The following is a 15512-nucleotide window of genomic DNA, read 5'->3' as shown; positions in this document are numbered from 1 at the left end:
GGCGCCGCGCCGGGCCGCTGCATTTCCAGATTGACTTATGGCATGCAGCCAACCAGACTGATTTGATGATGTATCGATGCTGCTTGACGGTGTTGCCCAAATAAAACAAAGCCGCGCGGCAAGAACAGGCCGCAGCAGGCCAGGGCGCACCGAGCTTCAGATATTGACAACACATGACAATCGCCGTAGCGAGCGGCAGTGAGTTGTGGCTGAGAAGCGGAGCTGTGCGGATGCACAGTGAGCATCGGAGGCCGCAAATCGCGACGCGCAGTAGGCGTTGTCAGGTGTTTTAACAGGAGACAAACATGATTAGCGACAACCACAATAACACGGGCTTGCAGCACTCGCTGAAGCAACGCCACATGAGCATGATCGCCATCGGCGGCGTGATCGGCGCCGGCCTCTTTGTCGGCAGCGGCGTCATCGCCAAGGCCGCCGGCCCGGCCGCCATCCTATCCTTCCTGCTCACGGGCGGCCTGGTCGTCCTGATCATGCGCATGCTGGGCGAGCTGGCCTCGTCCCTGCCCGTGGTCGGCTCCTTTTACGAATATGCGCGCCTGGCCTTCGACGACAAGCCGAAGGTCTCGAAATTCCTCGGCTTCATGAGCGGCTGGATGTACTGGTATTTCTGGGTCGTCGTCGTCGCCCTGGAAGCCATCGCCGGCGCCAAGCTGGTCAACTTCTGGCTGCCCGACGTGCCTTCGTGGGCCATCAGCCTGGTCTTGCTCGTGTCGATGACGGTGCTCAACCTGTTCTCGGTGAAAGCCTTCGGCGAATTCGAATTCTGGTTTGCCTCGATCAAGGTGGTCGCCATCATCGTCTTCCTGTTCGTCGGCGCCCTGTTCATCACGGGCAGCTTGCCTAACAGCATCCCGACCCTGGGCTTTTTGACCAGCCATGGCGGCTTCATGCCGCACGGCTGGGGCCCCGTGCTCAGTGGCGCCGTCGCCGCCACGGCCTTTTATTCGGGCGCCGAAATCGTCACCATCGCCGCCGCCGAAACGTCGGACCCGGCCAAGGCCATCGCCCGCGCCACCAATTCCGTCGTCACGCGCGTGCTGATGTTCTATGTCGGTTCCATGTTTGTCGTCGTCTGCATCGTGCCCTGGGATTCGCCGGCCATCGCCACGCCTTTCGTCAGCGCCCTGACCGTCATGAACATCCCGTACGCGGCCCACATCATGAACGCCATCATTTTGACGGCCGTGCTGTCGGCCCTGAACTCCAGTCTGTACGCCTCGTCGCGCATGATCTTTGCGCTGACGCGCCGCGGTGACGCACCGACGGGCCTGGTCAAGCTGAGCAAGAATGGCGTGCCCATTCGCGCCATCCTGTTCAGCACCTTGTTCGCCTATTTCGCCATTGCCGTCTCGTATGTGTCGGCCGACCTCGTATTCCCCTTCATCGTCAATTCCTACGGCATCCTGATCCTGTTCGTCTACCTGCTGATCGCGATATCTCAATTGCGTTTGCGCCGCCGCCTGGAGCGCGAATGCCCGGAACGCATCAAGGTGCGCATGTGGCTGTTTCCCTACCTGACGTATTTCACCATCTTCGCCATGCTGGTGATCCTGGGCGCCATGAGCGTGTCGTCCGATACGGAGCAGCGCGTGTCGTTCTGGTTCGGCCTGTTGAGCGTGGTCATCATGAGCGTCATGTACTACATCAAGAAACTGGTCAACGATGACCGCAACGGCGGCGAAGCGGCCGACACCAAAGTGGAGCTCAAACATGTCTGATACAACCTTGTTGCCTGCAGGCCGGCGCCGCTTCCTGCGCACGACGGCCGCCCTGGGCGCCGCCGCCGTGGCGGGGCCTGGGTCAGCCTTGGCTGCCTCCGCTTCCCTTACTTTGCCGTTTGAAAATGGCGAGCGCGAACTGGTGGCCTTCCCGCAAAAGCGCCCGCTGATTTTACTGACCAGCCGTCCGCCCCAGCTGGAAACGCCGTTCAGCGTCTTCAATGAAGGCGCGATCACGCCCAACGACGCGTTTTTCGTGCGCTATCACTGGAGCGGCTTGCCGACCAGCATAGATGGCGGCAGCTACCGCCTGCGCATCGGCGGCCTCGTCAAGACGCCGCTGGAGCTGTCGCTGGCCGAACTCAAACAGCTGGCCGACCCCGTCGAGGTGGTGGCCGTGACCCAATGTTCGGGCAACAGCCGCGGCTTCTTCGCCCCGCGCGCCAACGGCGGGCAGCTGGGCAATGGCGCCATGGGCAATGCCCGCTGGACGGGCGTCCCCCTGAAAACCGTGCTGGAAAAGGCCGGCATCGGGGCCAGTGCCGTGCAGGTGGCCTTCGATGGCCTGGAAACGCCGCCCGTGGGCGACGGCCCCGACTTCCAGAAAGCCTTGTCCGTCGAGCACATCATGGCCGGCGACGTGATGCTGGCCTGGGCCATGAATGGCGAGGACATTCCTTTCCTGAACGGTTACCCGCTGCGCCTGATCGTGCCGGGCTACTATGGCACTTACTGGGTCAAGCACCTGAGCGACATCACCGTGCTCGACAAACCCTTCGACGGCTTCTGGATGAGCACGGGCTACCGCATTCCCGACAACGGCACCGGCTTCATCGAGCCGGGCGCCCCCGTGGGCAAGACGACGCCGATCAGCCGCCTCAACGTGCGCTCTTTTATTACCAGCGTGCAGGATGGCGCGCGGGTGAAGGCGGGGCGCGACCTGGCCTTGCGCGGCATCGCCTTCGATGGCGGGCAGGGCATCAGCGAGGTGACGGTGTCGGTGGACGGCGGCCAGACGTGGCAGGAAGCGAAGCTGGGCAAGGACCTGGGCCGCTTCTCGTTTCGCGAGTGGACCATGGTCATGAAGGCGCCGCGCAAGGGCAAGCACGTGCTGATGGTGCGCGCCGTCAACCGCATCGGCCAGAGCCAGCCGATGAAAGCCCTGTGGAATCCCATGGGTTATATGCGCAACGTGGTGGAAACCACGCGCATCGACGCAGTGTGAGGAGAACCAGATGCTGATCAGAACACTTGCTACCGCCGTGACGCTGGCGCTTGCCGGCAGCGCGGGCGCGCTGGAAATTCATTTGCCGCCGGAAACGGCCACCTACAAACCCAGCGAATTGCCCGGCTACCAGCTGGTGCAGCGCAACTGCATGACGTGTCACGCGGCCCAGTATGCATCGAGCCAGCCGCCCGCTTCGCCGCGCGCCTACTGGGAAGCGACCGTCAAGAAGATGAAGAAGCCGTTCGGCGCCCAGTTTGACGACGCGGACGTGCCGGCCATGGTCGACTACCTGGTGAAAACCTATGGCGCGGAGCGGGCGCCGCGGCGCCTGCCGTCGCAACGAAGCCCGCCGCAGCGGCTGTCCCGGCCGCCGGCGGCAAGGATGTGAAAACCCTGCTGGCGGCAAATGGCTGCATGGCTTGCCACGCCCTCGACCAGAAAGTCGTCGGCCCCGGCTTTGCGGAAGTGGCGGCCAGATACAAGGGCAAGGACAGCGTTGCCGCTGTGGCGGCCAACATCCGCAATGGCGGCGCCGGCAAATGGGGCCCCGTGCCCATGCCGCCATTCAGCCAGCTCAGTGTAGCCGATGCGGCGACCCTGGCGAAATACGTGCTGAACAGGTAACGCACTTCACCTTCTCTTCCTATCCGCAGCCAGCTTGCATGTCGGCCCTGTGCCCGACATGCAAGCTGGCTGTCCCGCCTGTTTTTTCAGTCATTTCCACTATCGATATTGATTCATTGGAAATTCATTTTTGCAAGAATGTTACATGCGCTGATGGTGCAAGAAATTGCGCCGCTGGAAGAGAAGCGGTGTATGCAAAATAGTAACATTGTTTTATCTTGCGACAATATCAATAATTCATCATTGAAACCAATATTTGGGCAGTGAAAAGTAGCATCTCGATAGTAAGAATCAGGGAAGTTTGTTGCGTGAAGACAACGAATTTCTGAGCGGAAAGATGCGTTTTCAGGTGATTTTACGGATTTTGCTGACGCACGTGTTTTGGCTGCACCAACAGAGTGAGTTACTCCCCCGGACAGGTATTTTCGCGTCTCATGACGCGCTAAAATGGAGCAATGTTGCCGTTGAGAATTTTATTTTTTAGTTGCCATTCTATTTAACATTGGTGGCAAAAGAATATTTTTCTTCAAGCTCTTGTATTCCCCGCCAGTGCAGCCGGAAACGGCGTGCCTGGCGCGGGCGCGCCGCCTGAAAGGATGACCTTGAATACCAAATTACTTCCATTGACCTTGCTGGCGCTGATCCAGACCGCCTGGGCCGTCGATCCGCCAAGTTCCGGTAGCCAATTGCAGCAGATACCCGCCGCGCCACAGTTGCCGAAAGCGCCGCCGGCCATCCGCGTGCAGCAGGGTAATGTGCCGGCCACCACGGTGGGCGATACCACGCGCATCACGGTACGGCGCCTGCAGATCACGGCGCCGCCCGTCTTTGCCGAGAGTGAACTGGTCGCCGCCACGGGTTTTGTCCCGGGCAGCGAGCTGACCCTGGGCGAACTGCGCGGGATGGCGTCAAAAATTGCCAGCTATTATCAGAACCGCGGTTATTTCCTTGCGCAAGCCTATCTGCCCGCGCAAGATATCCACGATGGCATCGTCGCCATCCACGTGCTGCCGGGCCAATATGGCCAGGTGCAGTTGCGCAATCAGAGCAATCTGTCCGACGGCCTGGCCGGCACGATACTGGCCGGCCTGGATGGGCAGGTGATCGCCACGCCGCCACTGGAGCGGCGCTTGCTGCTGCTGTCGGACTTGCCGGGCGTGCAGGTCAGCTCGACCCTGGCGCCGGGGGCGTCCCTGGGTGCGTCCGACCTGATCGTCGACGTGCAGCCTGGCGCGCGCTTCAACGGCAGCATCGACCTGGACAACCAGGGCAACCGCTACACGGGCCGCAACCGCATCGGCGCCACCCTGAACATCAATGAACTGGCCGGCATCGGCGACGTGGCCACCGTGCGCGCCTTTACCTCGGCTGACGGCTTGAACTACGGCCGCCTGGCCTATCAGGGACAGGCGGGCCTGTTGCGTCTGGGCGGCGCCTACACGTATATGGATTACAAGCTGGGCAAGGAATTTGCCGTGCTCGACGCTAAGGGAACGGCGAAGATCGCCAGCGCGTATGGCAGTTATCCGCTGATCCGCTCGCGCAGCAACAATCTGTATGCGCAAGTGAGCTACGACGACAAGAAATTCCAGGACAGGACGGAATCGACGGGCAGCGTCAACGACAAGACGGCCAAAGTGTGGATGCTGAACCTGAATGGCGACAGCAAGGACGGCTGGGGCGGCGGTGGCGTCAGCACCTATTCCGTCACGTACACCACGGGCAAGATCGATATCGAGACGCCGGTAGCCTTGCTGATCGACCAGCTGACGGTGAAAAGCAACGGCCACTTCAACAAGCTTGCCTTCAACGCGGCGCGCGTGCAAAGCCTGGGCGGCGAGACGAGCTTGTTCGGCATCATCAGCGGCCAGGCGGCGTCGAAAAACCTCGATGTTTCCGAAAAGATGGGTATCGGCGGCGTGGGCGGCGTGCGCGCCTATCCGGGCGGCGAGGCGTATGGCGACCAGGGTTACGTGCTGAACCTGGAGCTGCGCCAGAACGTGACGGCGTTCACGGCGTTTCCCGGCCAGCTGCAGGTGCTGGCCTTTGCCGATACGGGCACCGTCAAGCTGAACCGCGACGCCTGGAGTGCGGGCGAGAACCGCCGCACCCTCAGCGGCGCCGGCGTGGGCGTGACGTGGACGGGCGCCAATGCGCTCGTCCTGAAAGCGTATTACGCGCACAAGCTGGGCAATGCCAAGGCGACCTCGGCACCCGATGCGGCAGGCCGCTTCTGGCTGCAAGCGATCAAATATTTCTAAATTACTACATCAATAAAGACATCAGGACATTGCCATGAACCGCATCTACCGCTCCATCTGGAACCAGGCCACCGGCGCTTACGCCGCCGTTTCCGAAAACGTCAAATCCGCAGGCAAGCGCTCGATGCCCGGATGCAGCGGGGGCGGGGCGCATTTCGCCTTGAAGAGCATGGCGGCGGCGCTGATGCTCGGTTATGGCTCGCTGGCCCTGGCGGGGCCGGCGGGCGGCACGGTGGTGGCGGGCCAGGCAACGATCAACGGCGCGCCCGGCTCCACCGTCATCCAGCAGGGCAGCCAGAACGCCGTCATCAACTGGGCCAGTTTCAATATCGGCAAGGGCGAGTCGGTGCAGTTCCAGCAGCCCAACAGCAATGCGGTGGCCCTGAACCGCGTGCTGGGCGGCGACGGTACTACCATCCTGGGCAACTTGTCGGCCAACGGCAAGGTGTTCATCGTCAACCCGAACGGTGTGCTGTTCGGGCAGGGCGCGTCCGTGAACACGGCGGGCCTGGTGGCCTCCACCCTGGACATCTCGAATAGCGACTTCATGGCGGGCAAGTACCAGTTTTCCGGCAACGGCAGCGGCAAGGTCTTGAACCAGGGCAGCATCAGCGCGCCGGGCGGCTATGTGGCCTTGCTGGGCGCCAACGTCTCGAACGAAGGCACGATCCAGGCGCGCCTGGGCTCGGTAGCCCTGGCGGCGGGCCGCGCCATCACCCTGGACGTGGCCGGTGACGGTTTGCTGAACGTGGCGGTGGACCAGGGCGCCGTGGGCGCGCTGGTCAACAATGGCGGCATGATCCAGGCGGACGGCGGCAGCGTGGTGCTCACGGCGCAGGCGGCGGGCGACTTGCTGAAAACCGTGGTCAACAACACGGGCGTGATCGAGGCGCACACCATCGACACGCGCGGCGGCACGATCAAGTTGCTCGGTGACATGCAAAGCGGCACGGTGAACGCGGCCGGCACCCTGGACGCCAGCGCGCCCGCTGAAGGCAATGGCGGCTTCATCGACACCTCGGCCGCGCACGTGAAGATCGACGATGCGCTGAAGGTGACGACGGCGTCGGCCAAGGGCCTGTCCGGCACCTGGCTGATCGACCCGACCGACTTCAATATCGCCGTTTCCGGCGGCGACATGACGGGCGCTTTCCTCAGCAACTCCTTGAAGTCGGGCAATGTGCAGATCCAGAGCGTGTCCGGCGGCAGCGGCACGCAGGGCAACATCAACGTCAACGACAACGTCAACTGGACGGCCAACAAGCTGACCCTGACGGCACAGAACAATATCAATATCAACAAGGCCATGCGCGGCGCGGGCACGGCCAGCCTGGCGCTCGAATACGGACAGAGCGGGCTCGCCGCCGGTAACTTGTCCACGTACAACGTCAAGGCCGAAGTGGACTTGCCATCGGGGAATAACTTCAGCACCAAGCTGGGCAGCAATGGCAGCGTCGTCGTGTATCAGGTGATCAACAGCCTGGGCGCGTTCAACAGCACGACCGGCAGCGACGTGCAGGGCATGCAGGGCAATTTGTCCGGCAAGTATGTGCTGGGCAGCAATATCGATGCGCGCGGCACCTCCGGCTGGGATGGCGGCAAGGGCTTCGCGCCCATCGGCAGCGATGCGACGCCATTCACGGGCACGCTCGATGGCCTGGGCCATGAAATCGTGGGATTGACGATCAACCGCCCTGAAGTGCCTGTCGGGATGTTCGGCAATATCGGCGCCGCCGCTGCCGTGCGCAATCTGGGTTTTAGCGGCGTCAGCGTTGCCGGATCGGCCGCCAACTATAGCAGCACCTATGCGGGCATAGGCGCACTGGCTGCCGTCAACAGCGGCAAGATCGATAATGTGCGCAGCAGCGGCGGCGTCACCGGCTCAGGTTATGTCAATCTCGGTGGCCTCGTGGGCATTAACAATGGCACGATCAGCAACAGTGCCAGTGCAGGCACGGTGACGGCCGGCGGCTATGCGGCGGCGGGCGGCCTGGTGGGCACCAATGCCTTGGGCGCCTTTGTCAAGAACAGCTCCAGCGCCGCTACCGTCACCACGCCGCATTACATGGCGGCCGGCATGGTTGTGATTAACCGCGGCGCGATCAGCGACAGCTATGCCACCGGCACGGTCAATTCTGGCGGCAACTACGGCGGAGGCCTGGTCAGCGTGAATACGGGCAGTATCAGTAACAGTTACGCCACCGGGACGATGAATGCCTCGGGCAGTGCTGGCGGCCTGGTTGGCACGAGCGACAGCTCGGAGTCAAGCATCAGCAACAGTTATGCGACAGGCAAGGTCATCTCCACCGGCGGCTACGTCGGCGGCCTGGTGGGCCTGTTGCGCGGCACCTTGAGCAACAGCTATGCGACGGGCGACGTGCAGAACACCTCGCTGGCGGGCGGCATCGTCGGCTACAACGTGGGCGGCACCATCACGAATGTGTACACCACAGGCAAGGTGACGGGTGGCGGCGCCAGCGTGGGCGCCATCGTCGGCGAGCATAACGGCGGTAGCGTCAACCGCGCCTATTTTGACAGCACGATTAATTCCGGCCTGAATGGCATCGGCCAAAGCTTCAATGGCGCCACCTCGAATGCGCAAGGGCTGAGCACAGCGCAGATGCTGGTATCGAGTAATTATGTGGGCTTCAATTTCACGACCACGGGCGGCGCGACGGGCAACAACTGGGTCCTCGTCAGCGGCGATGGCGCGATCAATGGCGCAAGCGCCGGCACGCGCCCCATGCTGGCGTCGGAGTGGTCGAATACCATCAATTCCACGCACCAGCTGCAATTGATGGCGATGAACAAGGCTGCCAGCTACACGCTGGGCAGCAGTTTCAGCGCCGCCACGACGGCGGCCAATGGCAAGGATATCTGGGGCAGCACGGGCTTCATCCCCGTCGGCACGGCGGCTTCGGCCTTCACGGGCAGCCTGGATGGCACCGGCCATATCATTTCCAGTCTGAACATCGCCAAGGCGGGCGTGAGCGACGTGGGCCTGTTCGGCACCATCGGCAGCGGGGGCGTGGTGGCGAACGTGGGCTTGTCCGGCGGCAGCGTGGCGGGCGGCACCAATGTGGGCGCACTGGCCGGCAGCAATGCGGGCACGATCAGCGGCAGCTTTGCCACCAGCGGCGTGACGAGCACGTCCACCGGAGGCGGCCTGGTGGGCAGCAATACGGGCACGGTGGTGGACAGCTATGCCAGCGGCGCCGTGAACGGTACGAGCGCCGTCGGCGGCCTGGTGGGCAGCAATGGCGGCAGCGTCGCCAACAGCTACGCGAACGGCAGCGTGAGCGGTTCCAGCAATGTGGGCGGCCTGGTGGGCGCCGGTGCGGGCAGCGTCACGGGCAGCTACTGGGACACGGTGAGCAGCGGCCAGGCGGCCAGCGCGGGCGGCACGGGCATGACGACGGCGCTGCTGAAGAACCTGTCGAATTACACGGGCGCCGGCTGGGAACTGGCGCAGATGTGGGTGGTCTACGACGGCCAGAGCGCGCCTTTCCTGCGCTCGTTCATGAAGCAGGTCGCCGTGCGCGTTTCCTACGACAGCAAGGTGTATGACGGCGTGGCCTACGCTGGCGGCAGCAATAGCGTCACCTACTCGAACACGGTGGATGGCGCCAGCCTGCTCGGTACGGTCGCGTATGCGGGCAATGCCACAGGCGCCGTCAATGCGGGCACGTATGGCGTGTCGGCCAGCGGCCTGTATTCGTCGGGCGGCCAGGCCGGCTATGCGATCAGCTATATCGATGGCGGCCTGGTGATCACGCCCAAGGCCGTCACCCTCAGCGGTGCGGCGGTGGCCGGCAAGGTCTACGACGGCACCACCGTGGCCTCCATCACGGGCACCCTGAGCGGCGTGCTGGCCGGCGACGTGGCCAATGTGAGCTCGGCCGTGAGCGGCGCGTATGCCAGCAAGAATGCCGGCAATGGCATCGCCGTGACGGTCAACGCCACCCTGGGCGGCAGCGCCGGGGGCAACTATGCGCTCGTGCCGGTGAACGGCTTGACGGGCAATATCAGCAAGGCCACCATCAGCGGCGTCACCGGCATCGTGGCCAGTAACAAGGTGTATGACGGCAGCACCAGCGCCAGCCTGAACACGGCGGGCGCCACGTTTGCGGGCATGGTGGGCGGCGACAGCCTGAGCGTGTCGGCCGCCAGCGGCAGCTTTGCCGACAAGAATGCCGCGACCGGCAAGTCGGTCAGCATCAGCGGTATCGTGCTGGGCGGCACGGACGCGGGCAACTACAACCTGACCAGCAGCACGGCCAGCAGCACTGCCGATATCAGCAAGGCCACCATCACCGGCGTGGCGGGCATCGTGGCCGGCAACAGGGTGTACGACGGCAGCACCAGTGCCAGCCTGAACACGGCGGGGGCCACGTTTACGGGGATGGTCGGCGGCGACAGCCTGAGCGTGTCGGGCGCCAGCGGCAGCTTTGCCGACAAGAATGCGGGCAATGGCAAGACCGTTAACATCAGCGGCATTGTTTTGAGCGGCACGGATGCGGGCAACTACAACCTGAGCAGCAGCACCGGCACCGGCACGGGCAATATCAGCAAGGCTACCATCAGCGGCGTGGCCGGCATCGTGGCCGGCAACAAGGTATATGACGGCACCACCGCCGCCAGCCTGAATACGGCGGGGGCATCGTTTACGGGCATGGTGGGCGGTGACACCCTGAACGTTTCGGCCGCCAGCGGCAGCTTTGCCGACAAGAATGCGGGTACAGGCAAGACGGTCAGCATCAGCGACATCGTGCTGGGCGGCACGGATGCGGGCAACTATAACCTGAGCAGCAGCACGTCCGGCAGCACAGCCGATATCAGCGCCAAGGCGCTGACGCTGACGGGCTTGGGCGGCAACAATAAAGTCTACGACGGCACAGCCGGTGCGAACCTGACCGGCGGCACCTTGAATGGCCTGGTCAATGCGGAAACCCTGGGCTTTACCGTGCAGGGCGCCAGCTACAACGACAAGAACGCGGGAACCGGCAAGACCATCACAATCGGCGGCGTGACCTTGAGCGATGGCAGCGGCCTGGCCGGCAACTATACGCTGAGCGCGCCTGGCGGCCTGACGGGTGATATCGCGAAGGCAACGATTACGGGCATCACTGGCTTGAGCGCCGATGACAAGGTCTATAACGGCAACGTCAGCGCCAGCCTCAGTGCCAGCTTGGCCGTGATCAATGGCAAGATTGCCGGCGACGACGTGCAATTGTTTAGTGCGAATGGCGCCTTCACGGATAAGAACGTGGGGACCAACAAGGCCGTCAATATCAGCAATATCACCTTGTCCGGCAGCGATCTGGTCAATTATGACTTCCTCAACAATACGGCCAGCGCCACGGCCAGTATCACGCCCAAGGCCGTCACGCTCTCCGGTGTGACTGCGGGCAATAAAGTATACGATGGCACGGCGGCGGCAGTCTTGTCGGGTGGCACCTTGAGCGGCATGGTCGCGGGTGAAACGCTGAACTTCATCGGCGGTGTCGGCAGCTTCAGCGACAAGAACGCCGGCACGGGCAAGGTGGTCACGATCAGCGGCACGGCCTTGCAGGATGGCACAGGCCTGGCCAGCAACTACACTTTCACCAGTCCGGGCAACGTGACTGCCGACATCAGCAAGGCAAGCATCACCGGCGTGACCAACGTGGGCATCAACAACAAGACCTATGATGGTTCCGCCACAGCCACGCTGAATGGCACGGCGACCTTCACCGGCATCATCGGCGCCGACAGCCTGAGTGTCGCCGGTAATGGCTTGTTCAGCGACAAGAATGCGGGCACGGGCAAGACAGTGGCTGTCAGCGGCATCACCCTGGCTGGCGTGGATGCGGGCAACTACAATCTGCTCGGCACGACCTCCAGCGGCGTGGCCGACATCGCCAAGGCCAGCATCGGCAGCGTGTCGAACGTGGGCGTCAACAACAAGATTTATGATGGCTTGAGAACCGCCACCTTGAATGGCACGGCGACCTTCGATGGTATTGTTGGCAACGACAGCTTGAGTGTTGCAGGCTCTGGCTTGTTCAGCGACAAGAATGCGGGCACGGGCAAGGTGGTCTCGGTCAGCGGCCTCACGCTGGCTGGTGCGGATGCCGGTAACTACATTCTGGCTAGCAATGTATCCAGCGGCACGGCCGATATCACGCCGAAAGCCCTGACGGTGACGGGCCAGGTGGCGGGCAACAAGGTCTACGATGGCAATGCGGTGGCGCAACTGATCGGCGGCAGCCTGGCCGGCCTGGTGGGCGACGAGACCCTGGCCATCGGCGGCCAGACGGCGGCCTTCGGCGACAAGAACGTGGGCAATGCGAAAGCCGTGACGGTCAGCGGCACGACCTTGCTCGACGGCACTGGTTCGGCCAGCAACTACACGGTGGCCAATCCGACCGGCTTGACGGCCAGCATCACGCCGAAAGCCCTGACGGTGACGGGCCAGGTGGCGGGCAACAAGGTCTATGACGGCAATGCGGTGGCGCAACTGATCGGCGGCAGCCTGGCCGGCCTGGTGGGAGATGAAACCCTGGTTATTGCTGGCCAGACGGCGGTCTTCGGCGACAAGAACGCGGGCAATGTGAAAGCCGTGACGGTCAGCGGCACGACCTTGCTCGACGGCACTGGTTCGGCCAGCAACTACACGGTGGCCAATCCGACCGGCTTGACGGCCAGCATCACGCCGAAAGCCCTGACGGTGACGGGTCAGGTGGCGGGCAACAAGGTCTATGACGGCAATGCGGTGGCGCAACTGATCGGCGGCAGCCTGGCCGGCCTGGTGGGCGACGAGACCCTGGCCATCGGCGGCCAGACGGCGGCCTTCGGCGACAAGAACGTGGGCAATGCGAAAGCCGTGACGGTCAGCGGCACGACCTTGCTCGACGGCTCGGGTGCGGCCAGCAACTATACGGTGGCCAATCCGACCGGCTTGACGGCCAGCATCACGCCGAAAGCCCTGACGGTGACGGGCCAGGTGGCGGGCAACAAGGTCTACGACGGCAATGCGGTGGCGCAACTGACCGGCGGCAGCCTGGCCGGCCTGGTGGGCGACGAGACCCTGGCCATCGGCGGCCAGACGGCGGTCTTCAGCGACAAGAATGCGGGCAATGCGAAAGCCGTGACGGTCAGCGGCACCACCTTGCTCGACGGTTCGGGTTCGGCCAGCAACTACACGGTGGCCAATCCGACCGGCTTGACGGCCAGCATCACGCCGAAAGCCCTGACCGTGACGGGTCAGGTGGCGGGCAACAAGGTCTATGACGGCAATGCGGTGGCGCAACTGATCGGCGGCAGCCTGGCCGGCCTGGTGGGAGATGAAACCCTGGTTATTGCTGGCCAGACGGCGGTCTTCGGCGACAAGAACGCGGGCAATGCGAAAGCCGTGACGGTCAGCGGCACGACCTTGCTCGACGGTTCCGGTGCGGCCAGCAACTACACGGTGGCCAATCCGACCGGCTTGACGGCCAGCATCACGCCGAAAGCCCTGACCGTGACGGGTCAGGTGGCGGGCAACAAGGTCTATGACGGCAATGCGGTGGCGCAACTGACCGGCGGCAGCCTGGCCGGCCTGGTGGGTGATGAAACCCTGGCCATCGGCGGCCAGACGGCGGCCTTCAGCGACAAGAACGCGGGCAATGCGAAAGCCGTGACGGTCAGCGGCACGACCTTGCTCGACGGCTCGGGTTCGGCCAGCAACTACACGGTGGCCAATCCGACCGGCTTGACAGCCAGCATCACGCCGAAAGCCCTGACGGTGACGGGTCAGGTGGCGGGCAACAAGGTCTATGACGGCAATGCGGTGGCGCAACTGATCGGCGGCAGCCTGGCCGGCCTGGTGGGTGACGAAACCCTGGTTATTGCTGGCCAGACGGCGGTCTTCAGCGACAAGAACGTGGGCAATGCGAAAGCCGTGACGGTCAGCGGCACCACCTTGCTCGACGGTTCCGGTTCGGCCAGCAATTACACGGTGGCCAATCCGACCGGCTTGACGGCCAGCATCACGCCGAAAGCCCTGACGATGACGGGTCAGGTGGCGGGCAACAAGGTCTATGACGGCAATGCGGTGGCGCAACTGATCGGCGGCAGCCTGGCCGGCCTGGTGGGAGATGAAACCCTGGTTATTGCTGGCCAGACGGCGGTCTTCAGCGACAAGAATGCGGGCAATGCGAAAGCCGTGACGGTCAGCGGTACCACCTTGCTCGACGGCTCGGGTGCGGCCAGCAATTACACGGTGGCCAATCCGACCGGCTTGACGGCCAGCATCACGCCGAAAGCCCTGACGGTGACGGGTCAGGTGGCGGGCAACAAGGTCTATGACGGCAATGCGGTGGCGCAGTTGACCGGCGGCAGCCTGGCCGGCCTGGTGGGAGATGAAACCCTGGTTATTGCTGGCCAGACGGCGGCCTTCAGCGACAAGAACGCGGGCAATGCGAAAGCCGTGACGGTCAGCGGCACCACCTTGCTCGACGGCTCGGGTTCGGCCAGCAACTACACGGTGGCCAATCCGACCGGCTTGACGGCCAGCATCACGCCGGCGTCCATCAGCGCCATTGCCGGTATCGTGGCCGCGAACAAGGTGTACGACGGTGGCACGGCCGCCAGCCTGAACCTGGCTGGCGCCACCTTCAAGGGCCTGGTGGCTGGCGACGCCTTGAGCCTGGCTGGCGGCCCCGTGCTTGGCGCGTTCAGCGACAAGAACGCGGCAACGGGCAAGACCGTGACCATCAGCGGCCTGGGCCTGGCCGGTGCCGATGCGGGCAACTATGTGCTGGCCAGCAGCCAGGCCAGCACCACGGCCGATATCACGCCAGCGGCGCTGACGGTCAGCGCCAGCGGCGTCAACAAGGTGTATGACGCCACCACGAATGCCGTCGTCTCCTTGCGCGACAACCGTATCGGCAATGATCAGCTGAGTATTGCCAGCAACGGCGCCAGCTTCAGCGACAAGAATGCGGGCGTGGGCAAGACGGTGACGGTGGCCGGCATACGCCTGAGCGGCGCGGATGCGGGCAATTATGTGGTCAACAGCACCGCCAGCACGACGGCCACGATCTCGCAGGCGGCGCTGACGGTGAAAGTCGAGAATGCCGAAAAAGACCAGGGACGCGCCAATCCCGACTTCCGCGCCAGCTACAACGGCTTGCTCGCTGGCGATACGCTGGCCACGGAATTAAGCGGCAACCTGGCCTTCAGCACGCCGGTGACGACGGCTTCCGCGGCAGGCAATTATCTGGTATCGGCATCGGGTCAGACGTCGAACAACTACGCCTTGAGCTATGTGGATGGCGTGCTGAAAGTCAATCCGACGGAGGCGCTGCAAAGCGCGGTCGCAAGCGTGATTGCTGCCGTTGCCGTGGCGCCATCGCAGGGCAATATGGTGCAGGCGGACATGATCGTCAGTGGCGAAACGGCGCCAGGCAAGCCCGCCGCCGCGCAGGAGGCGCCGCGCGAGGGCGAGCAGGGCAGCGCAGGCAGCGCGCCGGCGGTGCAGTTGGCCGGCAATGTCGTCGGCAATGTCCTGCCAGGACTGCGCCTGAGCGTGGTCGATAGCGGCTTGCGCCTGCCGGCCGAAGCTGGCGGCAACACGCGCCAGGATAGCCAGTAAAGCCAGCGGCGTCACCGCATGGTGGCGCCGGAGATGCCGCTTCG

At 63.6% G+C, this 15512-nt stretch carries 6 protein-coding genes; all 6 read left to right on the top strand.

What is annotated here, in order from left to right; all coding sequences use genetic code 11:
• The first annotated feature begins 305 nt into the window (after nucleotides 1–305).
• The 6 genes from ACRHIG_RS24325 to ACRHIG_RS24300 all read left to right on the top strand — a co-directional run bounded on the left by ACRHIG_RS24325 (nucleotide 306) and on the right by ACRHIG_RS24300 (nucleotide 15468).
• A complete protein-coding gene (locus tag ACRHIG_RS24325) occupies nucleotides 306–1739 on the top strand; it encodes an amino acid permease (protein ID WP_489628183.1) in 1434 nt (477 codons plus the stop codon).
• The gene (gene sorA / locus ACRHIG_RS24320) at nucleotides 1732–2964 is read left to right on the top strand and encodes a SorA family sulfite dehydrogenase catalytic subunit (protein ID WP_489628182.1); all 1233 of its coding nucleotides are present in this window, start codon (nucleotides 1732–1734) and stop codon (nucleotides 2962–2964) included. The genes ACRHIG_RS24325 and sorA overlap by 8 nt, the downstream gene beginning before the upstream one ends.
• A 10-nt stretch (nucleotides 2965–2974) precedes the next feature.
• Nucleotides 2975–3355, top strand: coding sequence for a SorB family sulfite dehydrogenase c-type cytochrome subunit (gene sorB, locus ACRHIG_RS24315; RefSeq protein WP_489628181.1), 381 nt, complete (start codon nucleotides 2975–2977; stop codon nucleotides 3353–3355).
• On the top strand, nucleotides 3352–3591 hold the full coding sequence (locus ACRHIG_RS24310) for a c-type cytochrome (RefSeq protein WP_489628180.1): 240 nt from the start codon (nucleotides 3352–3354) through the stop codon (nucleotides 3589–3591). Before sorB ends, ACRHIG_RS24310 begins: the two co-directional genes overlap by 4 nt.
• A gap of 602 nt (nucleotides 3592–4193) precedes the next feature.
• Nucleotides 4194–5852 carry a ShlB/FhaC/HecB family hemolysin secretion/activation protein gene (locus ACRHIG_RS24305; RefSeq protein ID WP_475413604.1) on the top strand — a complete coding sequence of 553 codons (1659 nt, stop codon included), beginning with the start codon at nucleotides 4194–4196 and terminating at the stop codon, nucleotides 5850–5852.
• Nucleotides 5853–5886: 34 nt separating this feature from the next.
• Nucleotides 5887–15468 (top strand): YDG domain-containing protein, encoded by a 9582-nt coding sequence (locus ACRHIG_RS24300; RefSeq protein ID WP_489628179.1) that lies wholly within the window; start codon nucleotides 5887–5889, stop codon nucleotides 15466–15468.
• Nucleotides 15469–15512 lie beyond the last annotated feature (44 nt).

The sequence above is a fragment of the Janthinobacterium sp. C22 genome, from assembly GCF_057919405.1.
Note: the sequence above shows the minus strand (reverse complement) of the source record. Positions and strands in the feature narration are given on the sequence as shown.

What these genes read in the sequence shown, in the direction of transcription:
- ACRHIG_RS24325 (WP_489628183.1), top strand. Translation starts at nt 306, where the DNA reads ATGATTAGCGACAACCACAATAACACGGGCTTGCAGCACTCGCTGAAG.
- sorA (WP_489628182.1), top strand. Translation starts at nt 1,732, where the DNA reads ATGTCTGATACAACCTTGTTGCCTGCAGGCCGGCGCCGCTTCCTGCGC.
- sorB (WP_489628181.1), top strand. Translation starts at nt 2,975, where the DNA reads ATGCTGATCAGAACACTTGCTACCGCCGTGACGCTGGCGCTTGCCGGC.
- ACRHIG_RS24300 (WP_489628179.1), top strand. Translation starts at nt 5,887, where the DNA reads ATGAACCGCATCTACCGCTCCATCTGGAACCAGGCCACCGGCGCTTAC.